We start from the raw sequence: 22,023 nt of genomic DNA, 5'->3' as shown, positions 1-22,023 counted from the left end.
GGCGGCGTGCGGGTGGTCGACCTGCGGCTTCTCCCCCTAAGCTTCGCAAATGGCCAGGTACTTCGATGTGCATCCGGACAACCCGCAACCTCGGGTGCTCCGCCAGGTGGTCGACATCCTTCGCGCGGACGGGCTGATCGTGTACCCGACCGATTCGTGCTTCGCGCTCGGGTGTCGTCTGGGCAACAAGGAGGGCATCGACCGGATCAGAGAGATCCGCCGCCTCGACAGCGGTCACCACTTCACCCTGGTCTGTAAGGACTTCGCGCAGCTCGGCCAGTTCGTGCAGGTCAGCAACGCGTTGTTCCGCTCGATCAAGGCGGCGACCCCCGGCAGCTACACCTTCATCCTGCCGGCGACGAGGGAGGTGCCGCGGCGGCTGCTGCACCCCAAGAAGAAGACCGTCGGTGTCCGGATCCCCGATCACGTCGTCACCCAGGGCTTGCTGGCCGAACTCGGCGAGCCTTTGCTGTCGAGCACCCTGCTCCTGCCCGACGACGCCGAGCCGATGACGCAGGGCTGGGACATCAAGGAGCGACTCGACCACGCGGTGGACGCCGTCATCGACGCCGGCGAGTGCGGCGCCGTGCCGACGACGGTGATCGACTTCTCCCAGGACGAGCCCGAGATCGTCCGCAGAGGCGCGGGAGACCCGTCCCTCTTCGAGTAGCACCCGTGGCCCGGCCGGGCGCGCGACGGAGGCGTGCCCGGCCGCGTTCCGTCATACGGGTGTCCGGGTCCGGTGGAGAGATGTCACTTGCTGGGTTCGGGGGTCTTGCAGGAGATCTTGGGGTTCACACCCACGTAGTTGAGGGGGCCCGCGATGATCGTGACGAGGAGCGTGCCCGCCTGGGAGCAGTTCTTCGGCCCGCTGCTGTAGTAGTGCCGTTGCCCGGCGGCGATGGCACCGATGATGAGCCACAGGATGATCACGGCCGTGGTGATTCTCATCGTTACTCCAACGACTACGTCGACCGCGATCGGCACCGATGGGAATCGGGGTCGACCACGTGTCGACGGATGGCGAATGGACGCCGGGCTTGTACCCAAATATTGGTCAAGTAGGGCTGTCCCGCTGCTGCGCTCGACTTTTATGCGGTGCGGGAGAAACGGCGGGCGGCCTGGGTCAGGGCGATGAGGCCGACGAGGGCGATGACCGCCAGCTCCGCGACGACCGGGGGATGCCAGGGGAGGGTGGCGGGAATGGCCGTCTGGGCGGGCAGGAACGCCTGGATCGTGCGGCGCAGCACGTCGGTCATGTAGAGGAGCGGGTTGATGACCATCAGGGCGACGAGCCAGCCGGGCGCCAGGGTGGTCGGGAACAACATGCCGGACAGGAAGGTCATCGGGAGCACGATGGCGCCGGCCGTGGCGTAGAAGGTGTCCCTGTCGGTGATGGTGACGGCGAGCAGCGCGGTGAGTGCCGTCAGGACCAGGGACAGCACGGCCATTTCGAAGATCAGGGTGGCGAGCAGGAGCGGGTTGTAGGGGACTCCGGCGACGGGCGCGAGGGCGAGGACGGCCGTGCCCTGGCCGATGGCGATGGTGGCGGCGCCCAGGCACTTGCCGATCAGCAGGGTGGTGCGGTGGACGGGGGCGACGAGCATCTCGCGCAGGAAGCCGCCCTCGCGGTCGCGGACGATGGAGCCGGCGGAGCCGACGGCCGCGATCTGGACGGCCAGGAGCAGGACGCCGGGGAACAGGAACGTTCGGTAGTCGCCGCGGCCGGTATGGCGGACGAGGCTGCTCAGCCCGGTGCCGACGATGAGGAGATACAGCATCGGTTGCAGCAGGGTGAGCACCAGGTGGCCGCGATTGCGGACGTATCGGGTCGTCTCGCGCCGCCAGAGCGCGAGGGCGGCGCGTAGTTCGGTGACCGGCGACCAGCCGGCGTCGTTGGCGGCATGGTCGCCGGTCGCTGTGGGTGCGATGCGCGGCAGCATCAGCAGTCCGCCCTGGTGATGGCGTGGCCGGTGTAGTGCAGAAAGACGTCGTCGAGGCTGGGGCGGGTGACCTCGATGGAGGCGATGGGGACGTTCAGGGCGGCGCAGAGCCGGGGGACGGCGGCGGCGGCGTCGGGCAGGTGCAGGTGCAGCCCGTCGGCTCGCAGGGCGGCGGTCAGGCCCAGATCGCGCGCCAGCGCGGCTTGGGCGGCCATGTCGTCGCTGGTGCGCAGGTGGACGTGGTCGGTGCTGAGGGCCGCCTTGAGGGCGGTGGGGGTGTCGCACACGACGATGTGGCCGTGGTCGATGATCGCCATTCGGTCGCAGTGTTCGGCCTCTTCCAGGTAGTGCGTCGTCAGGAAGATCGTGATCGGTTCCTGCCGGCGTAGGCGGCGAAGGTGGTCCCACACGCGGGTACGCGCATGCGGGTCGAGGCCGAGGGTGGGCTCGTCGAGGAACAGGACGCGGGGCCGGTGCAGCAGGCCGCGGGCGATCTCCAGGCGGCGTGTCATCCCGCCGGAGAAGGTGGCCGGACGGGTCCGGCGGTGCGCGGCCAGCCCGACCAGGTCCAGCATCTCGGTGATGCGGGCCCGCGCGGTCGGGCGAGGCATCCCGTACAGGGTGGCGTGGATGCCCAGGTTCTCCTCGGCGGTCAGGTCGTCGTCGACCGTGGACTCCTGGAAGACCACCCCGATCCGGCGGCGTACGGCTGCCGGGTGGGTGCTCACGTCCGCGCCCGCGACGACCGCGCACCCGGCGGTCGGACGGGCCATGGTGGTCAGCATCGCGATGGTGGTCGACTTGCCCGCGCCGTTGGGTCCGAGGAAGGCGAACATCTCCCCGGTCCGGACGGTCAGGTCCACGCCGTCCACCGCGGTCAGGTCGCCGTAGACCTTGGTCAGTCCCCGGGTGACGATCGCCTCCTGCGCCGGTGTCATGGAGGCGCGGCGGTCGTCGGCGGAACGGTGATGGTGGGGGTGTGGTAGCCCGGCGGGTAGGGCTCGTCGATCGGATGGCCGTCGGCCTCGACCCAGGCGTGCGCGAAGAAGGGGTAGAGGCGGACGCCCGTGCGCCACGTGGGCCAGGTGCCACGCAGACGGCACAGCAGGGCGGTGGCGATGGAGCGGGGCAGGCAGCCCTCGCCGGCGCAGGACAGGCTCACCGCGATGACGGCGTCACGGGCGGCCTTGGCCTGGGCGGCGGTGGCCGGACGGGCGCCGCGCCGGGCCACGGCGAGTACGGCGCGGATGCGGGCGGGAGGCCGGCGGGCGATCACATGGGCGGCGGCGACCGCGAGCAGAGCGGCGGGGCGGTGCCGCCAGGGCAGCCGAGGCCGCCTTTCGTGGACGTAGGAGACGCTCATCGCCACTCCAGCAGCCCGGCGCGGGTCAGGTGGGAGATCAGCTCGCCGGTGTCGGAGTCCGCGCGGGCGGCGGCGTCGGGGTAGGCGGTCGCCAGGCGTTCGGCGGCCTCGGCCTGGGTCGCCCCCTCCAGCAGCCCCGCGACGATCAGATGGGCGGTGGGATTGAGGTGGTGGTAGCGGCCGGTGCGTTCGTCGAGCAGCACCGCCCCGTTCCGCCGGCCGTCATCGCCCGGCTCGGGGTCGACAGGGGTGAGAGTGACGTGGTCAGGCAGGCGCATCTTCACGGACCGGTCCTCCTTTCCGCCGGCCGACGGTCGAGCCGGCGCCCGTGTTCCCGGCGCCGGCGGGTTGGGCGCGCAGCCAGTTCTCGACGGCGACGAAGGTGATGAGGGGGACCGCCGGGCGCCCGGTCTCGGCCGGGGTACCGGCACAGACGTCGCGGAGGGCCGCCGGGTCGGCCAGGCCGTACTCGGCCAGCAGCGAGCCGTCGGCCAGGGCGAGCACCTGGTCGCGATGCGCGCGCAGGCCCTCGTAGAAATCGGCGGAGAAGTCGGCCTTGGTGGTGCGTGTCAGACATTCGGGTGGCAGGTACGGGCGCATGGCGGCCACGGTGAGGGCCTTGTAGACGCCGGGGACCACGCGATGGTCCAGCCGGACGGCCAAGGCCGCGCTCACGACGTGGTCGTCCAGGAAGGGGACGTGCGTGGCGGCGCCGACCCGGCCGGTGAGGTCCCGCAAGGCGGCGTAGGTCGATGCCACCCTGAGCACGTTGGAGATGATCTGGTGCTGGGCGCGCTCGGTCGCGTACGGGCGAGCGTCGCGGGCGATGACGCGTAGCCGTCGCGCGACCGCGTCGACCGCGGCCGGGGCGGCCCAGGCGGGCAGCCGCAACGGCATCTCCCAGCCGAAGTCCGGGTGGTGCGCCGGCGGTTCGGGCGCGGTCAGCAGCTCGATCTGGTCGGCCAGCCACTCCGCGTAGGTACGACGGTCGGCCAGCGCGCGGAGACACGACCGAAGGGGCCAGCGCTCCCGGGCGCGGCCGGCGCGCAGGAGCGGCCAGAGCGCGGCGGTCCGGGTGCGGGCGAGATCGTGCAGATGACAGTGCGGAACGACGGTGAGCTCGTCCCCGCCGTGACCGGTCAGGTGGACGCGGGCACCGTGTGCGGCCAAGAGGGCGGCCGTGCCGGTCTTGCACGCCAGGGGGTGCAGCGGGAACAGCGGCTCGTCCAGGCCGCGCACCGGAGTCGCCACGTCGGCGAACCAGCCGGCCGGCTCACCCGGCCGGGTTGTCACATGCTCGCCGCTCAGATGCCGCAGGGCGCGCCGGGCCCATGCGGCGTCGTCATGCGCGGGGTCGCCGACCCCTCTGGCGAAGGTGACCAGCCGGCCGTCATGGCGGCGTACGGCGGCATCGGCCAGAAAACTCAGCGGGGTCGAATCCAGCCCACCGGACAGGTCACAGGCCACCACCGTGCCCGGGCCGACCCGCGCGTTCACGGCCTCTTCCAGGGCGGCGGCGAACACCGGTGCTCCCCGGCTGAGCGGCACCTGCGGCTCGGGCGGAGCCCACCAGGCCCTCAGCCGAAGCCCGCCCGGGTCGAGGTGGGCGGCACTTCCCGGCGGGACCGTGCGCACCCCTTCCCACAGCGGCGTGGCCAGGGGAGCGGGGACCAGGCCCAGGAGCCGGACGGCCAGCGCCTCGACGTCGACACGCGCTCCCGTCAGCGCGGCGAGCACGCTCGCCCGGTCGCCGGCCACCACCGCGCCGCCCAGGCGAGTGAAGAAGACCCGCCGCAGGCCCGAGGCGGTGCCCTGCACCCGCACGCGGTCGCCGACGACGGCGATCAGATGGAAGCTGCCGGGCACGAGCTTGGCGACCGCGTCGGCGTCTTCGAGGCAGGCGATCCGCGCCGCCAGGGTCTCCAGTCGCGTGGCGGTGACCGGCGTGTCGCCGATCACCACCAGCCGGACTCCGCCTACCTGGGCGCGGACCACAGTGTGGTTCACGTCGCCGGCCGAGGCGGTCACCAGGCACGGCCGGCCGGACGCATAGTCCAGAACCGTCCCGCCTCCCAGCAACCGCCTCACGCCGGCACCCGCGGCGCTGTCAGGCAGCACCACGAACCCGGTGACAGCGGCCTCCATCAACTACGGCCGCCCGCCGTAGTCGTCCATGCCGCTCGCGTAGCCGCCGCGTGTCACGACACCGAACACACCGAGTTCGGTCACCCGCGGGGGCTCATACGCCGTTAGCTCCGTAATGCGGTCCATGAATGTTCCCCTCCTTTCGTTGGTCCCATCGTTTGTGCGCCTGTCGTCCTACCCTCACGCCCTGGACATCAACGTTTAGTAGGGTAAAGGTTACGGTTGGTAAATAAAGCGGATAATCTGTATATAATTTGATTTACGGCGCAATTTTCCGCCAAGTGGCAGAGCGGCCATTGCCGTCCTCTGTGGCCACGATCGGTCCGGGTGAACACCGAGATCGCGTGTTGGGGTCTTGACCTCGGCTTCCGTCTGCTCCTAGTCTCCGGCTACAAACATCGGATGTATCGGGCGGTGTGGAGGTCGAACCATGCGCTGAGCCGTCGGCCTCCGGCACCCGTCACCGCGACGACATCGTCCTGACCGCCGCTGCACCGTGCCGCCCCACTGCCTCGTCGGCGCCGGCCGGGCAGGCGCTCATCCCAGAACCGACCGTCTGACGCCCGCCGCACGTTGGGAGATCCGATGTCCGCACCCGTACGCTTGGCCTCCGGCCTCGCTGCCGCTCTGCTGACCAGCGCACTGGGTATCGTCACCACCTCGTCCGCGACGGCCGCGCCGGCCCCGACGCTGCTGTACGCGGCCCCAAGCGGATCCGGGCAGGCGTGCACCCGGGCCCGGCCCTGCTCCGTGCCCGGCGCGCAGGAACGCGAGCGGCAGGTCCTCGGCACCGCCAAGGGCGCGGGCCGGGACGTCGTCGTGCTGCTGGCCGACGGCACGTACCGGCTCACCGCGCCGCTCCGGTTCGGGCCGGACGACTCTGGTCGCAACGGGCACCGGGTGATCTGGAGCGCCGCGCCCGGCGCCCACCCGGTGCTGAGCGGAGCGACGCAGGTGCGGGGCTGGCGGCTGACCGACCCGGCGAAGCACGTCTGGTCCGCTCCGGTGCCCGCCGATCTCGAGACCCGTCAGATCTACGTCGACGGCCGCGAGGCACCGATCGCGCAGACCACCCCGGCCGAGCAGGGGGTCACGTTCGCCGCCGCCGACGGCGGCTACACCACCTCACCGGACTGGGCCGCCGGACTGCAGGATCAGATCGGCGCCGCCGCCATGGCCCGCGTCGAGTTCGTCTACACCGCGGGCAACGGGGACTGGACCCAGTCGCGCTGCCGCGTCGGTTCGGTGAGCGGCGCCTCCGTGCAGATGCAACAGCCCTGCTGGCGGAACATCACCGCCCGCCCCGTGTTCACCCAGGCCTCCGGAAGCCTGCCCAACATGAAGCCGGGCACCGCGCCGACCCGGATGGAGAACGCCTACCCGTTCCTGCACCCCGGACAGTGGTATCTCGACGCGGAGCGGCACGTGCTCGACTACGTCCCGCTGCCGGGGCAGGACATGGCCCGTCTCGACATCGAGGCACCTCGGCTGACCTCGCTGGTCACCGGCGTCGGCACGCTCGACCGGCCGGTGCACGACATCACCTTCACCGGTCTGCGGTTCGCGTACGCCACGTGGAACGAGCCGAGTTCGGCCGCCGGATTCGCCGACGTGCAGGACAACCTGCGGCTCACCGGCGATGACCCCGCCCACCCGCAGGGCACCTGCACGTTCGGGAACCCGCCGGGGACCTGTCCGTTCGGCTCGCTGACCCGGGAACCGGGCAGCGTCCAGTGGCATGCCGCGCAAAACGTGACCTTCGTCCGGAACAGCTTCACCGGCCTGGGCGCGGCGGGGCTGGTATTCGAGTACGGGAGCCGGCACAACACGGTCGAGGGCAACGTGTTCAGCGGGATAGCGGGCAACGGCGTGATCCTCGGGGACACCACCGACCCGCACCCGTCCGACGTGGGCGCGGACGACCGGGAGATCAACGAGTACAACACCATCGACGACAACCTGATCGAGCACGTCGGCACCGACTACCCGAGCGCCGCGGCCATCACGCTCTTCTTCGGCCGGCACACGTCGGTGGCGCACAACGACATCCGGGACGTGCCGTACACCGGGATCAGCGCGGGCGTCATCCAGGGACACGTGGACAACGTCGACCATCCGGACAACTCGACGAACGTCAACAGCGACAACACGATCAGCGGCAACCTCATCCACGGCTTCATGCAGGTGCTCAGCGACGGCGGCGCCATCTACGTCGAAGGACACCAGGGCCAGACCGTCCGCGCCGCCGACGGCACGGTCGACCGCGCCGCGAGCATCGCGCACGGACTGCACGCCCAGGGCAACGTCGCCTACGACCAGGGCAACGTCAACTTCACCTGGTACGACGACGCCGGAGCGGAGTGGATCCACTGGGACGGCAACGTCGAGTGGAACGGCAAGCTGTCCCAGGGCGGCTGCCAGACCACCGGACACTTCGACGTGACCGGGAACTACTCCGCGCAGCCCATCGGCCAATACCACTGCAACCCGCCCGGCGGCACCGACGTCACCTACACCGGCAACGCGACGCTGCCCCTGCGGCCGATGGCGACCGACCTGCCGGCCGGGACCGTGGCCGCCGCCGGCCCGCGGGCCGGCTTCCGCGACCTCGTGACCGGCCGGCCGCCGCTGGTCCGCTATGCCCAGGCCGCGGGCCACACGGTCTTCGTGGCGGGGGACGGGTTCACCGCCGGTACGCGGGTGAGCTTCGCCGGGCGGCCCGCCGAGGGCGTGCGCGTGCTCTCGCCGGCCTTCCTCGTGGCCACGGCGCCGTCCGGCACGCCCCCGACCGCGGTGACCGTCACCACGCGGGCCGGAACGGCATCCGGTGCGGTGCCTCCGCCGAATGTGGCGCTCGGCAAGCAGGTCGCGCAGTCCTCGACGGTGTCCGCCAATTATCCCGCGAGCTATGCGGCGGACGACGACCTGAACAACTACGCCGGCACGAAGAGCGAGGCGCAGCCGTGGTGGCAGGTCGACGCGGGAGCCTCCTACCCGATCGAGCGGATCGCGGTCTACAACCGGGCGGACTGCTGCGCCGCCGGGCTCGCGGACTACTACGTCTTCGTCTCCGACGCGCCTTTCTCGTCCACCTCGCTGAGCGACACGCTCGCGCAGCCAGGGGTGTGGTCCCACCACGAGACCGCACAGGCCGGGCGGCCGACCACGATTCCCGTCGGGCGCGGCGGCCGGTACGTCCGCGTCCAACTCGCCGGGACCGGCCAACTCGCGCTCGCCGAGGTCCAGGTCCTCACCGCGCCCGGCCGATGAATGAATGTGACCAGGCCGAATGACAGGCCTCGGTCGTGGTCGTGTAGTTTTTCATTCATGGCCGGGAGCGTAGAAGTTGCTCCGCAGACCATGAAGGACCCCTCATGAGAGTTTCATGAGCGGCCGAACTGCTTACGTTACTATTGTTCCCCCGAAACCAGGGAGGAACAAAATGGCGCAGCAAGTCATTAAACGCCTTATCGACGATCTGGATGGCGACGAAGCGGAAGAGACGGTCTCGTTCGCCATCGACGGGGTCACGTATGAAATCGACCTCAGTGCCGACAACGCGCGAATACTGCGTGACCGTCTGTCGCCGTTCGTGCAGAGTGCACGGCGATCCGGTGGCGTCCGGCAGCCGGGAGGCCGTGCCGTTGCCAGCCGACGGCGCAGCGCGGACATCCGTGCGTGGGCGAAGGCCAGCGGAATCGAGGTCAGCGAACGCGGTCGGATCCCGGCGACGATCGTCGAAGAGTATCAGCGAGCACACTGACGTCGCGGAGTCCCGTGCTGTGGCGTGTGTCGATCTGGAGCAGCACCGGACGGGGCATATGCCCGCGCCCGGTGCGTCGCTCGATCAGGCGATCACGCCCGGTGCCCGCCGTGCGGCTTGCGGAGCACGAACCGGTCCAGCTCCTGGTAATCGGCGGAGCCGAGGTCGGCGCCGTAGTGGGTGACGGTGATCTCGGTGTTCCCGCCCGGGGCGTGCGGCTCGAAGTCGAACGCGGCGAAGCCGTACGGCCGCTGCAGGTCGCGGTACGCCGACCAGGGCGCGGGCTCGGTGGTGGTCTTGGAAGCGCGCTGGGTCGTCGGGTCGCCGGGGCCCACGTCGTAGATCACTACGCCGTCGTGCGGTGAGTCGAACGCCGACCACGGCGTCGCGGAGGAGTGCCCGCCGCCGCCGATGATCATGTGCACGGCACCCTTGGTGGTGTCGATGACGGACGCATCGGTGGCCTGCGGCGCCGGCGTGAGCAGCGAGCTGCCCGGCAGCACCCCCTTGACCGGGAAGGTCCGCTCGAAATGATGCTCGTGCCCGGCTACGACGAGGTCGACGCCGTACTTGTCGAAAAGAGGGAGGAACTCCTGGCGGATGCCGAGATCGGCGCCGTTGAAGTGCGCGGAGGACATCGCCACCTGGTGCATGCAGACGATGATCCAGTCGATGGCCGGGTCCTTGCTCGCCGCGCGGAGCGTCCGCTCCAGCCAGGCCTTCTGCGCCCCGTGGCTGTATCCGCGGATGTAGGGGTCGTACCCCTTCGCCTTGTAGCCGGGGACGTTGTCGCGCCGGTACGCGCTGAACGCGCCATCCTGCAGGCACACGTCGTCATTGTTGATGGAGATCACCCGGATCGGGCCGACCGTGAAGGCGTACCAGTTGCCGGCGAACTCCCGTGATCCGTTGCCCGGCAGCGTGAAGCGGGTCTGGTACGACAGGTAGCCCTCCGGGCCGTTGCCGACCTCGTTCTCGTGGTTGCCCGCACAGGGCATCCACGGGCGGTTGCGCGCCGAACGCTGGTTGTTGTTGAAGAAGGACTGCCACGTCTGCACGGGCGCGTCACTGACGTTCGCGTAGCACAGGTCGCCGTTGAGCAGGTGGAACAGCGGGTCGAGCCGCTCCACGGCGTCGACGATGTAGCCGGCGTTCGGCGTGGCCGGCCCGAGGCCCTTGCCGACCTTGGCGGGAATGGCCTGGTCACCGAAGCTGGTGAACCGGAAGCCCTTCGACCGGCCGCGGGGCGCCGTGCGGAACGACCCGCCGAGCGGCGCCGCGCCGCGGTGCGCCACGTGGTACTCGTAGCGGGTGTCGGCGGCGAGCCGGGGCAGGACGGCGTGGTACGTGTAGACGGTCTCTCCGGTGAGGGCCTCCGTGTAGACCCGCTCCTCGGCCTCGACCTCCGAACCGAGCCCATGACCCGGCCTGCCGAGCCGGACGACCGGACGGCGGACCCGCTGCGGCGCGGCCCAGGACACCGCCACCTCATGCGCGGCGTCCGCGCCGAACTGCAGGTGCAGCTGCTCCGGTGCCGGCGCTCCGGCCTGGTCCGGGGTGGTCACCAGTGCCGCGGCGCTGCCGGGCCGGGCCAGGACCGGCGCGGCGATGGCCAGCCCGCCCAGACCGCGCAGAACCTGCCGTCTGGCGACCTGGTCGTGTGACTCGTTTCGGGACTCGGCCATCAGGACTCCTCATCGTTCGATACCCGGGAGCACAATCGTCGTCGCTGGTAATCGAGGCGTGAACCGATCATCTCAGGTGCGTGAACACTGCGCCGGTGGTTACGATCGGGGGCCACGGTCGCTCTGGTGGAAGGGAATCATGTCCGATCAGTACGAGGCGGTGTTCGCTCGGTACGACACCGATGGGGATGGGCGGCTCACCGTCGACGAGGTGACCGCGGCGATCGCGGGGATGTTCCCGGCGGCCGAGGTGAATGATCTGTCGGGGATCGTCAAGGCGCTGTTCGCCGAGTACGACACCGATCACGACGGGCTGCTGTCGGTGACGGAGTTCGTCCCCCTGGCCGAGAACCTCCCTGAGCTGGGGTCCGAAAGCTGACATCGCGTACGGTCAGGGCCTCCGACCAGGTATTTTCGGCGAGCGGCTAGCGTGACAACCAAGCTAGTGACGTTCTCGATCGGAAAGGTGGCGGGGGCTCGCGGGGCTGCGGGCCCGACGCGTGGACGTTTCCAGCGCTACTCCCGCGGATCGGCAGGGCCCGGGTCGGGTGACCGGTGCCTTGTGGGGCGCTGCTCCGTACCCAGTGGTGATGGCCGATGCCAACGGCCGGGTGGTCGAGCTCAACGAGGCCGCCGCCCGGCTGTTTCCGCGAGCCCGGCCGGGGACGAGCCTTGCCGCGACGATGCCCGACTGGCTGGCGGAGGCGCACCGCGTCGCGGATCGGCCTGGCACCGGGGCCGAACCTGTGCGGGGACAGGTGGGGGAACGCAGCTTCGAGGCGTACCCGACCCGCGCACCTGACAGGAACGTGATGTGGTGGCTGGTCGACGACACGGACCGGCGGCGGGCCGAGACCGAGCTGGTGGCGGAGCGGCAGCGCGCGACGTTCCTCGCGGAGACGTCCACCGCCCTGCTGTCGACCTTGAACATCGACCGGTGCACGGACGTCACGGTACGGCTGGCGGCCGAGCACCTGGCCGACGCCGCAGTACTGGTCATGCCCGGGGTGGGAGACCGGCTGCCGACGGCCTTCGCGATCCGTGGAGCCGGCGTATCCCGCCGTACGGTGCAGGCCGACGCCAAGGAGGTGCCGGGGCTGAGCGAGGCACTGCAGGGCCTCCCGCCGGTGCCCTCCCACCGGATCGATCCGGGTGAACTGCCGTCGTGGGCCGTGCCGGAGGCGTTCAGCGGGCCGGTCGGCGCGGTGGTGGTGACGCCGCTGCCCGCCCATGGCATCCCGGTCGGCGCGCTCATTCTGCTGCGCCGCAGCGGCCTGCCGGTGTTCAGCGAGAACGAGGAGATATCCGCTCGGATCTTCGCCGCGCGGGCCGGTGCGGCCCTGTCGACGGCCCGCATGTACGCCGAGCAGGCCGGGATCACCGCGATCCTCAAGCGCGAACTGCTGCCGCCCCGGCTGCGCCACGTCCACGGCGTGGACTTCGCCGGCGCGTATCGCGCCTCGGTGCGCAGCGACCTCATCGGCGGTGACTTCTACGACGTCCACCCCGGTGCCGACGAAGCCGCCGAGTCCCTCGTCGTCCTCGGCGACGTGTGCGGCAAAGGGCTGGAGGCGGCAGTCACCACCGGCAAGATCCGCACCACGCTCCACGCACTGCTGCCCATGGCCGGCGACCACATGCGGATGCTGTCCCTGCTCAACGAGGCGCTGCTGAACACCGAGTCGAGCCGGTTCGCCACCTTGGTGCTGGCGTCGGCGGTACGGACCGGTGATCGTGTCCGGCTGAGGCTGACCAGCGCCGGGCATCCGCCGCCGCTCATCGTGCGGTCTGACGGGGGCGTCGAGAAGGCCGCCACCCAAGGAGACCTGATCGGGACGTTCGCCGACATCGAAGCGACGACCGTCCGGGTCGAACTGGCGCCCGGCGAGACCTGTGTGTTGTACACCGACGGCATCACCGAGGTCCGTGGCGGCCCGCTCGGTGAGGCCGCACTCTTCGGCGAACAGCGGCTGATGGACGCTCTGTCCGAATGCGCCGGGATGCCCGGCGAAGCCATCGTGGAGCGCGTGCAGATGCTCGCGGCGCAGTGGGCCGGGAACCGGGAACACGACGACATGGCCATCGTCGCGATCACCGCGCCGCACGGCGGACGCCGGAAAGCAGCGGAGCGACACCCACGAGGCAGGGAAACCTGACGATGACCGCTTCGACTCCGGACCGCAGCGCCACCGCAGTCCTTTCCGCCCGGCTGTGGGACGCGGTGCAGGAGCGCGACGAGTACGCCGCCGTGGAGGTCGTACTGCCGGCGGTGGACGCCGGCCTGGACTCCGAGTCGGCGCTGTTGGACGTGATCGCGCCGGTACAGGCGAAGGTCGGCGTCGAATGGGCGGCGAACCGAATCGGCGTCGCCCAGGAGCACGCCGCGACGGCCATCAACGACCGTGTCATCGCCGCCGTGGCCCACCATACGGCCTCGCCCCGGGAGCCGTGGCGGGGCCGGATCACGGTGGCGTGCGTCGACGGGGAGTGGCATGCCCTCCCCGCCCGCCTGCTGGCGGAGACCCTACGGCTGCGGGGCTGGCACGTCGACTTCCTCGGCGCGCAGGTGCCCGTCCCGCATCTGATCGACCACCTGCACCGCACAGGACCGGACGCGCTGGCCCTGTCCTCGTCCATCCCAACCCGCCTGCCCACCGCGCACGCCACGATCATCGCGAGCCAGGCTGCGGGCGTCCCGGTCATGGCAGGCGGCGCGGCCTTCGGTCCCGGCGGCCGCTACGCCGACCGGCTCGGTGCCGACGGCTGGGCGCCTGACGCCCGCGCGGCGGTCGGCCGCCTCGAGGAGATCGTCGCCGGTCCTTTCGCCCCGGTGCCCGCTCGTCAGCCGCTGGACGACCTGCCGCACCTGGCCGACCAGGAGTACACGCGGGTCACACGCGACGCCCACCGGCTCGTCTCAGTGATCCTCGCCGCACTGCCGGAACGGTTTCCGCCCATGGCCCGCTACAACGACCGGCAGCGTCAGCACACCGCTGAGGACATCGCCCACATCATCGAGTTCCTCGGCGTCGCCCTCTACGTGAACGATTCCGGCCTGTTCTCTCGGTTCATGGCCTGGACCGGCGACATCCTCATGGCGCGTGGCGTTCCCGCCTACTCGGTCGCCTTGGCGCTGGACCTGCTGGCCGAACAGCTCACGGACCTCCCGCGCGCCGTCGGCCTGCTCCGCGACGGCCGCGCCGCGCTGGAGGGCATCGCGACCGCCCGGCCGGGAGCGTCGGCGTGACCGGCCGCGAGTGCTCACGTCCCGGGATGCCTGGCCGACGGGCGAAGTCCGGCCGCCTGCCCGTCCCGTAGCACGGAGGGGCGGGCGGCGGGTCGTTGCGAGGCCGGGCGACGCGTCAGGAACCCGTGAGGGACGGGTCGAAGGCGGCCGCGGCGATCTTGAGGACGTAGGGCTGCTCCGAGCCGTCCTTGTTGCCCGTCGGGTTCATCGAGTACACCAGCACGCGACGGAGGTCGCGGGAGGCGAACATGCCGCTGGTGTAGCCGGGGCGCGAGCCGGTCTTGCCCCAGCCCGTCACGCCGTTGGGCAGGGTCACGCGCATCAGGCCCGCGCTGTAACAGGCACGACCGGCGCCGGGTCCGATGTTGCAGTTGTTCTTGTCGGCGTACTCGACGTTCGGCACGGTGAACATGGCGCCGAGCACGGAGCGGGGCACCACGCGGCCCTGGAAGATGGCGCGGATGAAACCGGCGAGGTCGTCGCTGGTGGAGATGATCCCGCCCTCGGCCCACGGATAGGGGCTCTGCTCGGACACGTCGTGCAGCACGGTCTTGCCGTTCGTGGTCACCGCGACGTAGCCGTGCGAGTGGGGACCGGGGAGGCGCGGGTCACGCCGGTCCAGGACGAAGGTGCCGCGCAGGTGCAGAGGGCGGAGGATCCGCTGCTGTACCTCGTGGGCGTAGGAGCGTCCGGTCACCTTCTCGATGAGGAGGCCGGCGACGAAGTAGTTGACGCCGTTGTAGCGCTGCCGGGTGCCGGGCGCGAAGTCCATCGGGTTCTTCATCGCGTCGGCGACGATCTGCTGCGGCGTCCAGCTGTCGAAGCGGTGGTCCACGAACCACTGGTTCGGGTCACCGTGCGGCGCGCCGAGACTGCCGCCGGTCGGCAGGCCGCTGGTGTGGTCGAGGAGCTGCCGGACCGTGACCTTCGGGTACGAGGCGGGCAGCAGGCCCGGCAGATAGTGCTGGACGGACTGGTCGAGGGCGACCTTGTGCTCGGCGACGAGCTGAAGGACGACCACGGCGGTGAACACCTTGGAGATGCTGCCGGCCCGGAACCGGCCGTCCGCGGGCACGGGCGTCCCGGTCCGGACGTCCCCGACGCCGGAGGTGCCGCTCCAGTGCCCGGCGGGCCCGGTGACCTTGACCATCGCGCCCGTCACGGTCGCGTTCGGCAGCCCGGCGATGGCTGCGCGCATCGTCGCCGGATCCAGCGGCGGCAGCGTGCCAGTCGCCGGGGGAGCGGCCGAAGCGGTCGCGGCGCCGGCCACCACGGAGGCGGCCAGAACGGCCCCGGCGAGCACCATCGGTCTTCTCGTTCGTGCTTTCATCATGAGATCGATTAGACCGACGGGCAGGGCCCGATGCCCATGGTGCAGCCTTCCGTCTCCGGGGTAACGCTGGATACACCATTCCGGGGAAATCGTTCCCACGGACTGAGCATTAGTCGTGCGTGCTCAGCCGGCGGGCACCGGGCCCGCTCCGGTGGTCGATCGGTTCGGCGGGTTCACACTCGGGTGTGGCGGCCACTCGTGGTACGCCCGCCGTTGACCATTTCGGGAGCACTCTCGTCCTTACGCGAGACGGCGAGGTAGACGACGAGGCCCAGAATCGTCACGAGAAAGAGCGCGCTGGTGACGACGGTGCCCAGGCCGAGGCCGCCGTCGCCGCGGGCCTGGGAGAGGTAGTCGCCGATGGAGGCGCCGAAGGGGCGGGTGAGGATGTAGGCGATCCAGAAGGTCAGGACCGCGTTCACCCTGACGCCGAAGTGGGCGAGGGCGACGACCGCGATCGAGGCGCCGAAGCACAGCACGGCCACCAGGTAGCCGAGGTTCAGCTTCTCCGAGACCAGGTCACCGGCGGCGGTGCCCAGGGCGAAGGTGAACAGGATCGCCGCCCAATAGAAGGCCTCGCGGCGTCTCGTCGTCCTCGACGATGAGCAGACGTACCACTCACTCATTCTAGCGTCATCTACTATCGTGATAGTAGAAGTCCCCTGGGGCCGATGGGAAACCGTGCCGGTCGCGCGGTCGTCAGGCCGAGGCGGACTGTTCGCTCTCCAGGATCCGGCGGAGCGCGAAGTGCTGCAGTTTGCCGTTCGCGTTGCGCGGCAGGGAGTCGCAGAACCGCACATCGCGCGGGTACTTGTAGGGGGCCAGGATCCGCTTGACATGATCCTGGATCTCCTTGGCCTTGGCGGCGTCGCGCGTCACGCCGTCACGGAGCACCACGAAGGCGCACACGACCGAGCCGCGCTCGGCGTCCGGGCGGCCGATGACCGCGGACTCGAGGACGTCGGGGTGGGTGTCGATGGCGGCCTCGACTTCGGGACCGCCGATGTTGTAGCCCGAGGAGACGATCATGTTGTCGCTGCGGGACTGGTAGAAGAAGTAGCCGTCCTCGTCCTTGCAGAAGATGTCCCCGGTGATGTTCCAGCCGCCCAGGACGTAGTTCTGCTGTCGCTCGTCGTCGAGGTAGCGGCAGCCGATCGGGCCGATGACGCCCAGCAGGCCCGGCTCTCCGGGGCCGAGCTCCGCGCCGTCGGGGTCGAGGATGGCGGCCCGGTATCCGGGCACCGGCTTGCCGGTCGCCCCGGGCCGGATGTCGTCACCGGCGGCCGCGATGAAGATGTGCAGCAGCTCGGTGGCGCCGATGCCGTCGATGATCTCAAGCCCGAGCGTGTCCCGCAGCTTCTCCCACGTGTCCTGGGGGATGTGCTCGCCCGCCGATACCCCGGCCCGGAGCCCGGCGAGCCGCCGTTCCTGCCCTTCTCGCAGGATGGCCCGGTACGCCGTCGGCGCCGTCGCGAGAACGGTGACGCCTTCCCGCTCCACGATCTCCGCGAGCTGCAGCGGGGTGGCGGCCTCGGTCAGCAGCATGCAGGCACCGGCCCGCAGGGGGAAGACGACGAGCATGCCGAGGCCGAAGGTGAAGGCCAAGGGGGCGGAACAGGCGACCAGGTCGTCCGCGACCAGCTTCAGCACATGGCGGCCGAAGGTGTGGTCGATGGACAAGACGTCCCGGTGGAAGTGCATGGTGATCTTCGGCGTGCCCGTACTGCCGGAGGTCGGCCCGAGGAGCGCCACGTCATCGGCGGACGTCTCCACGTCGGTGAACGCGCCGGACTTGGCAGCGGCGCGGGCGATGAGATCCTCCGGACCGGTGCCGCCGTACTCCACGACCGTCAGCGACGGCAGCGTCGTGTCCCGGACTGTGTACGCGTCCTCGGCGCACCGGTGGTCGACCAGCGCGACCGAGGGCCGGGTCCGTTCGACGATCGGGGCGACCTCCCGGGCGCGCAGTGCGGCCATCGTGGTGACGACGACGCCGCCGGCCTTGAGCACGCCGAGCCACGCGGCGACCGTCCACGGGTTGTTGGGCGAGCGGAGCATGACACGCTGCCCCGGAACCAGGCCGAGGTCCTCAGTCAGCACCTGCGCGACCTGGTTGGCCCGCGCCCGCAGCTCGCCGTACGACCAGACCTCCCCGGCCGGCGTACGGAGCGCCGGCCGATCGGCCCCGAACGTCGCGATGGGGACGTCGACGAGCTCGGTGGCGGCGTTGAGCCGCTCCGGGTAGCGCAGCTCCGGCGTGGTGAACTCGATCGTCGGCCACAGGTGGGCGGGAGGCAGGTGGTCGCGGGTGAAGGTGTCCAGGTGCGCAGAGGGGGCCGGCGGGGAGGTCGTCATCGGTCCAGCCGGTCGCGCAGGTCCGCGTCGGCGACGTCGGGCAGGTTGACGACGATGTTCTCCGGTGTGCGCGTGGTCATCCACACCAGCGGATCGGTCCGCGAGACGCTGCACTCGTTGCTGACCTTGCCGAACCACAGCCTGGTGGCCGGGGTGTGCTGGATGCTGACCCCCGAGACCCGGATGGCCCCGCCGGAATCGGCGGTGTCGACGTTCTCCGAACCGCCGCGCGTCACCACGGGAGCGACGAGGCCGCTGGGCAGTCGGTACATCGAGTCGTCGCCCTCGAGGCGGTACTTGCTGAGGTCGGGTTCCATGGGGGTCGGCTCCGTTCCGGTCGGTCGTGGGGTCGGGCGGTGGTGAGCTGGGCCATGGTGCCGCCGGCTTCACTGTCGGGCTCGATCGGTTCCACGTAGGCGGCGCTGGTCGGCAGCGTTCGTATGCCGAATTCTTCGCGGTCGTCATGGATTGTCAATAACGAGCCGAGGGGGACCCCTGTGCAGCCCAGCGCCGTCGAGTTCGCGCGTGGCGGTTGGAGAAGCTCGGACGCCTCTGTCGTGCGCCCTGGCAGAGCGTCAGGGGCCGGCATCAATGAGTCGGTACGATGACGGCCGTCGATACTACGTAAGGGAGCACACCAGGAGTGCGTCCGTGAGCGCGGAGGTGCGGCGCGGTCTCCTCGCCTCGACCAAGGTCGACGGCACCGCCGGGTACGCGTTGTCCCAAGAGGGCTACCAGATCCTGCGCGAGGGCGACCGGCGCATCTTCGAGCGGCGGCAGGCGACCACCGCGAGGGCTGGCTCCTGGCCGTCTTCAGCGTGCCGGAGACGGAACGCGACAAGCGACACCAACTGCGCTCACGACTGACCTGGCTCGGGTTCGGCACGGTCGCCGCGGGAGTCTGGATCGCGCCCGCCCATCTCCTCGACGAGACGCGCGACGCCCTCGAACGCCACGGGCTGAGCGCCTACGTCAATCTCTTCCACGCACACCATCTGGCGTTCGCCGATGTCAGGGATCAGGTCCCGGGTTGGTGGGATCTGGCTCGCCCACAGGACCTCTATGACGAGTTCCTCGAGCGTTACGATCCGATTCTGCGCGGCTATCGCGACCGCGTGGACATCGATCCGGCTCAGGCGTTCGTGGACCACGTCAGCGCTCTCACGGACTGGCGCCGTCTCCCGTACTCCGATCCAGGGCTTCCCGCCGAGGTGCTGCCGACGGACTGGAACGGGATGCGAGCAGCCGAGACCTTCTTCGAACTGCACGAGCGGCTCGCCAAGCCCGCACACAAGTTCGCCGAATCCGTCCTCAAGGGATAGCCGGCGACCTGTCGCGGGTTTCGCACTCCCGTCATCCCGGCCGGTCGCCGGGTGTTCGTCGTTGACCACCGGACCGTGCTCGTGGTGCGGTGCAGGCATGGCAGAGGAGCGGACCGCGGGCAGGAGCGCGGCGCACCGGTTCCCGGTGAGCGTCAAAGGCGTTGTGCTCGACCCGGCCGACCGGGTGTTGCTGCTGCGGAACGAGCGCGATGAATGGGAACTGCCGGGCGGCAAACTCGAGCTTGGGGAATCCCCCGAGGTCTGCCTGGCGCGGGAGATCCTGGAAGAGGCGTCCTGGCCGGTGACGATCGCGGCGATCCTCGACTCGTGGGTGTATCACATCGCTCCCGGGGCGGACGTGCTGATCGTCACCTACGGGTGCGAGCTCACGACCGACCGGCCGCCCCAGGTCAGCCATGAGCATGCGGAAGCCGCGCTCTTCAGCGAGACGGAGGTGCCGGGGCTGCGCATGCCGGACGGCTACAAGCGGTCGATCGGGGAGTGGTTCAGCCGCCGCCGTGACCATGCTCCGGCAACGTGAGGTCGGCTGTCTGTTCTCGGGATTGGCATGAGGAGTCTCAGAGATGAGCTAATATGGATCTATCAGCCCGGCTCGAGTACGTGACACCGTCTGGTGGCGCGGTCGCCGGGACCTTCCCAAAAGCGGGTTCAGGAGTTTTCGGACTTCGGTTGCCGTATATTGGGGAGGGCCGAGAAGTACCCCCGAGTCGGTCGATTCGACAAAGGGAAACGGATCGGTAAGATTGAGGAAACAAGCCCCAGACGGGAAGCTGGAAACAGTCTCCTAGACGGTGTGTGTCCGTTTCTTGAGAACTCAACAGTGTGCTAAAAGCCAGTGCCTTTATGGTCCTCGCTTGGCTGGGCTGATCTTTCGGGGTTGGTCTGGTCGGGTTTGGATTCCTTTGGCAAGTATGATTCTTGCCGGGATTTGTTTCGTCAGGGTTTGGCGGTCATCCTTCGCCGGATGGTCGTCGTTTGGCCTTAACGGAGAGTTTGATCCTGGCTCAGGACGAACGCTGGCGGCGTGCTTAACACATGCAAGTCGAGCGGAAAGGCCCTTCGGGGTACTCGAGCGGCGAACGGGTGAGTAACACGTGAGTAACCTGCCCCTAGCTCTGGGATAAGCCTGGGAAACTGGGTCTAATACCGGACATGACCACTGACCGCATGGTTGGTGGTGGAAAGTTTTTCGGCTGGGGATGGGCTCGCGGCCTATCAGCTTGTTGGTGGGGTGATGGCCTACCAAGGCGACGACGGGTAGCCGGCCTGAGAGGGCGACCGGCCACACTGGGACTGAGACACGGCCCAGACTCCTACGGGAGGCAGCAGTGGGGAATATTGCGCAATGGGCGGAAGCCTGACGCAGCGACGCCGCGTGGGGGATGAAGGCCTTCGGGTTGTAAACCTCTTTCACCACCGACGAAGCTAACGTGACGGTAGGTGGGGAAGAAGCGCCGGCTAACTACGTGCCAGCAGCCGCGGTAATACGTAGGGCGCAAGCGTTGTCCGGAATTATTGGGCGTAAAGAGCTCGTAGGCGGTCTGTCGCGTCTGCCGTGAAAACCCGAGGCTTAACCTCGGGCCTGCGGTGGATACGGGCAGACTAGAGGTAGGTAGGGGAGAATGGAATTCCCGGTGTAGCGGTGAAATGCGCAGATATCGGGAGGAACACCGGTGGCGAAGGCGGTTCTCTGGGCCTTACCTGACGCTGAGGAGCGAAAGCGTGGGGAGCGAACAGGATTAGATACCCTGGTAGTCCACGCCGTAAACGTTGGGCGCTAGGTGTGGGGTCTTTCCACGGATTCCGTGCCGTAGCTAACGCATTAAGCGCCCCGCCTGGGGAGTACGGCCGCAAGGCTAAAACTCAAAGGAATTGACGGGGGCCCGCACAAGCGGCGGAGCATGTTGCTTAATTCGACGCAACGCGAAGAACCTTACCAAGGTTTGACATCACCGGAAAACTCGCAGAGATGTGGGGTCCTTTTGGGCCGGTGACAGGTGGTGCATGGCTGTCGTCAGCTCGTGTCGTGAGATGTTGGGTTAAGTCCCGCAACGAGCGCAACCCTCGTTCCATGTTGCCAGCAACACCTTCGGGTGGTTGGGGACTCATGGGAGACTGCCGGGGTCAACTCGGAGGAAGGTGGGGATGACGTCAAGTCATCATGCCCCTTATGTCTTGGGCTGCAAACATGCTACAATGGCCGGTACAAAGGGCTGCGAAACCGTGAGGTGGAGCGAATCCCGAAAAGCCGGTCTCAGTTCGGATTGGGGTCTGCAACTCGACCCCATGAAGTCGGAGTCGCTAGTAATCGCAGATCAGCAACGCTGCGGTGAATACGTTCCCGGGCCTTGTACACACCGCCCGTCACGTCACGAAAGTCAGCAACACCCGAAGCCCGTGGCCCAACCCTTGTGGGGGGAGCGGTCGAAGGTGGGGCCGGCGATTGGGACGAAGTCGTAACAAGGTAGCCGTACCGGAAGGTGCGGCTGGATCACCTCCTTTCTAAGGAGCACTGCCACCAGCTCGCGGAACTGTCCGCGGGGTTGGTGCTGGCTCACTGTCGCAGGCGAATGTTCTGCGGGTGGGTCTGCTCATAGGTTGTGGAGCACTGGCTATTCGGTTCTTCTCAGTTCGTGTTCTTCGTTAGTACTGCCCGTTTACGGGTTCAGGAAAGCGCAGGGCGGGTTCTGGGAGGGCCGGGCACACTGTTGGGTCCTGAGGGAACGGGCGTTCACGCTCGGGCTTCTCAGGCAGAACCCCGGTCAGGGGTTCTCCGCGTTACAGGCTGATCTGGTCGCCATACCACATTGTTTCTCTGGTCTTCGGGTCGAGGGTTTCGGTGGTTT

The 22,023-nt window shown here is 69.2% G+C and carries 21 protein-coding genes and 1 rRNA gene; 10 read left to right on the top strand and 12 right to left on the bottom strand.

Annotated features, from left to right (window positions below):
- Positions 1-49 precede the first annotated feature (49 nt).
- On the top strand, positions 50-670 hold the full coding sequence (locus ACQP2O_RS33060; RefSeq protein WP_433171930.1) for an L-threonylcarbamoyladenylate synthase: 621 nt from the start codon (positions 50-52) through the stop codon (positions 668-670).
- Positions 671-753: 83 nt separating this feature from the next.
- Here ACQP2O_RS33060 and ACQP2O_RS33055 read toward each other — a convergent pair whose 3' ends face one another.
- The 7 genes from ACQP2O_RS33055 to ACQP2O_RS33025 form a co-directional block, all read right to left on the bottom strand.
- Complete coding sequence (locus ACQP2O_RS33055; RefSeq protein WP_360902941.1) at positions 754-951, bottom strand: hypothetical protein; 198 nt, start codon at positions 949-951, stop codon at positions 754-756.
- Positions 952-1,091: 140 nt separating this feature from the next.
- On the bottom strand, positions 1,092-1,943 hold the full coding sequence (locus ACQP2O_RS33050; RefSeq protein WP_433171928.1) for an ABC transporter permease: 852 nt from the start codon (positions 1,941-1,943) through the stop codon (positions 1,092-1,094).
- A complete protein-coding gene (locus ACQP2O_RS33045) occupies positions 1,943-2,881 on the bottom strand; it encodes an ATP-binding cassette domain-containing protein (RefSeq protein ID WP_433171926.1) in 939 nt (312 codons plus the stop codon). Before ACQP2O_RS33045 ends, ACQP2O_RS33050 begins: the two co-directional genes overlap by 1 nt.
- Positions 2,878-3,306, bottom strand: coding sequence for a lasso peptide biosynthesis B2 protein (locus tag ACQP2O_RS33040; RefSeq protein ID WP_360902932.1), 429 nt, complete (start codon positions 3,304-3,306; stop codon positions 2,878-2,880). Before ACQP2O_RS33040 ends, ACQP2O_RS33045 begins: the two co-directional genes overlap by 4 nt.
- Positions 3,303-3,584 (bottom strand): lasso peptide biosynthesis PqqD family chaperone, encoded by a 282-nt coding sequence (locus ACQP2O_RS33035; RefSeq protein ID WP_433191239.1) that lies wholly within the window; start codon positions 3,582-3,584, stop codon positions 3,303-3,305. The genes ACQP2O_RS33040 and ACQP2O_RS33035 overlap by 4 nt, the downstream gene beginning before the upstream one ends.
- On the bottom strand, positions 3,571-5,394 hold the full coding sequence (locus ACQP2O_RS33030) for an asparagine synthase-related protein (protein ID WP_433171923.1): 1,824 nt from the start codon (positions 5,392-5,394) through the stop codon (positions 3,571-3,573). The genes ACQP2O_RS33035 and ACQP2O_RS33030 overlap by 14 nt, the downstream gene beginning before the upstream one ends.
- A gap of 60 nt (positions 5,395-5,454) precedes the next feature.
- A complete protein-coding gene (locus ACQP2O_RS33025; RefSeq protein ID WP_433171921.1) occupies positions 5,455-5,577 on the bottom strand; it encodes a lasso RiPP family leader peptide-containing protein in 123 nt (40 codons plus the stop codon).
- Positions 5,578-6,036: 459 nt separating this feature from the next.
- Between ACQP2O_RS33025 and ACQP2O_RS33020 the strand changes: the two genes are divergently transcribed.
- Both ACQP2O_RS33020 and ACQP2O_RS33015 read left to right on the top strand, forming a co-directional pair.
- A complete protein-coding gene (locus tag ACQP2O_RS33020; RefSeq protein ID WP_433171919.1) occupies positions 6,037-8,721 on the top strand; it encodes a galactose-binding domain-containing protein in 2,685 nt (894 codons plus the stop codon).
- A 172-nt stretch (positions 8,722-8,893) separates the two neighbouring features.
- Positions 8,894-9,214 (top strand): histone-like nucleoid-structuring protein Lsr2, encoded by a 321-nt coding sequence (locus tag ACQP2O_RS33015; protein ID WP_433171917.1) that lies wholly within the window; start codon positions 8,894-8,896, stop codon positions 9,212-9,214.
- A gap of 92 nt (positions 9,215-9,306) precedes the next feature.
- Here the strand turns inward: ACQP2O_RS33015 and ACQP2O_RS33010 are convergent, their stop codons facing one another.
- Complete coding sequence (locus ACQP2O_RS33010; RefSeq protein WP_433171915.1) at positions 9,307-10,899, bottom strand: purple acid phosphatase family protein; 1,593 nt, start codon at positions 10,897-10,899, stop codon at positions 9,307-9,309.
- Between the two features lie 139 nt (positions 10,900-11,038).
- On the opposite strand from ACQP2O_RS33010, the gene ACQP2O_RS33005 reads away from it, so the two are divergent.
- The 3 genes from ACQP2O_RS33005 to ACQP2O_RS32995 all read left to right on the top strand — a co-directional run bounded on the left by ACQP2O_RS33005 (position 11,039) and on the right by ACQP2O_RS32995 (position 14,146).
- Positions 11,039-11,278 carry an EF-hand domain-containing protein gene (locus ACQP2O_RS33005; RefSeq protein WP_433171913.1) on the top strand — a complete coding sequence of 80 codons (240 nt, stop codon included), beginning with the start codon at positions 11,039-11,041 and terminating at the stop codon, positions 11,276-11,278.
- Between the two features lie 211 nt (positions 11,279-11,489).
- Positions 11,490-13,055: a PP2C family protein-serine/threonine phosphatase gene (locus ACQP2O_RS33000; RefSeq protein ID WP_433171911.1), complete on the top strand. Its 1,566-nt coding sequence runs from the start codon at positions 11,490-11,492 to the stop codon at positions 13,053-13,055.
- Positions 13,056-13,057: 2 nt separating this feature from the next.
- Positions 13,058-14,146 (top strand): cobalamin B12-binding domain-containing protein, encoded by a 1,089-nt coding sequence (locus ACQP2O_RS32995; protein WP_433171909.1) that lies wholly within the window; start codon positions 13,058-13,060, stop codon positions 14,144-14,146.
- Positions 14,147-14,261: 115 nt separating this feature from the next.
- On the opposite strand, the gene ACQP2O_RS32990 is transcribed toward ACQP2O_RS32995, so the two are convergent.
- The 4 genes from ACQP2O_RS32990 to ACQP2O_RS32975 form a co-directional block, all read right to left on the bottom strand.
- The gene (locus ACQP2O_RS32990; protein ID WP_433171907.1) at positions 14,262-15,479 is read right to left on the bottom strand and encodes a serine hydrolase domain-containing protein; all 1,218 of its coding nucleotides are present in this window, start codon (positions 15,477-15,479) and stop codon (positions 14,262-14,264) included.
- Positions 15,480-15,652: 173 nt separating this feature from the next.
- Positions 15,653-16,105 (bottom strand): hypothetical protein, encoded by a 453-nt coding sequence (locus tag ACQP2O_RS32985; RefSeq protein ID WP_433171905.1) that lies wholly within the window; start codon positions 16,103-16,105, stop codon positions 15,653-15,655.
- A gap of 73 nt (positions 16,106-16,178) precedes the next feature.
- A complete protein-coding gene (locus ACQP2O_RS32980; protein ID WP_433171903.1) occupies positions 16,179-17,834 on the bottom strand; it encodes an AMP-binding protein in 1,656 nt (551 codons plus the stop codon).
- Positions 17,831-18,151, bottom strand: coding sequence for a hypothetical protein (locus ACQP2O_RS32975; protein ID WP_433171901.1), 321 nt, complete (start codon positions 18,149-18,151; stop codon positions 17,831-17,833). The genes ACQP2O_RS32980 and ACQP2O_RS32975 overlap by 4 nt, the downstream gene beginning before the upstream one ends.
- A gap of 334 nt (positions 18,152-18,485) precedes the next feature.
- Here ACQP2O_RS32975 and ACQP2O_RS32970 point away from each other — a divergent pair, with 334 nt between their 5' ends.
- The 4 genes from ACQP2O_RS32970 to ACQP2O_RS32955 all read left to right on the top strand — a co-directional run bounded on the left by ACQP2O_RS32970 (position 18,486) and on the right by ACQP2O_RS32955 (position 21,679).
- Positions 18,486-18,701, top strand: a complete 216-nt coding sequence (locus tag ACQP2O_RS32970) for a hypothetical protein (protein WP_433171899.1) — start codon at positions 18,486-18,488, stop codon at positions 18,699-18,701.
- Complete coding sequence (locus ACQP2O_RS32965; protein WP_433171897.1) at positions 18,653-19,156, top strand: PaaX family transcriptional regulator; 504 nt, start codon at positions 18,653-18,655, stop codon at positions 19,154-19,156. Before ACQP2O_RS32970 ends, ACQP2O_RS32965 begins: the two co-directional genes overlap by 49 nt.
- A 97-nt stretch (positions 19,157-19,253) precedes the next feature.
- Positions 19,254-19,697, top strand: a complete 444-nt coding sequence (locus ACQP2O_RS32960; RefSeq protein WP_433171895.1) for an NUDIX hydrolase — start codon at positions 19,254-19,256, stop codon at positions 19,695-19,697.
- A gap of 461 nt (positions 19,698-20,158) precedes the next feature.
- A 16S ribosomal RNA gene (locus ACQP2O_RS32955) occupies positions 20,159-21,679 on the top strand.
- The last annotated feature ends 344 nt before the right edge of the window (positions 21,680-22,023 follow it).

It is taken from the genome of Actinoallomurus sp. CA-150999, assembly GCF_050942425.1.
In the GTDB taxonomy this organism is placed as follows: Bacteria; Actinomycetota; Actinomycetes; order Streptosporangiales; family Streptosporangiaceae; genus Actinoallomurus.
This window is presented reverse-complemented; position numbering and strand designations above follow the sequence as displayed.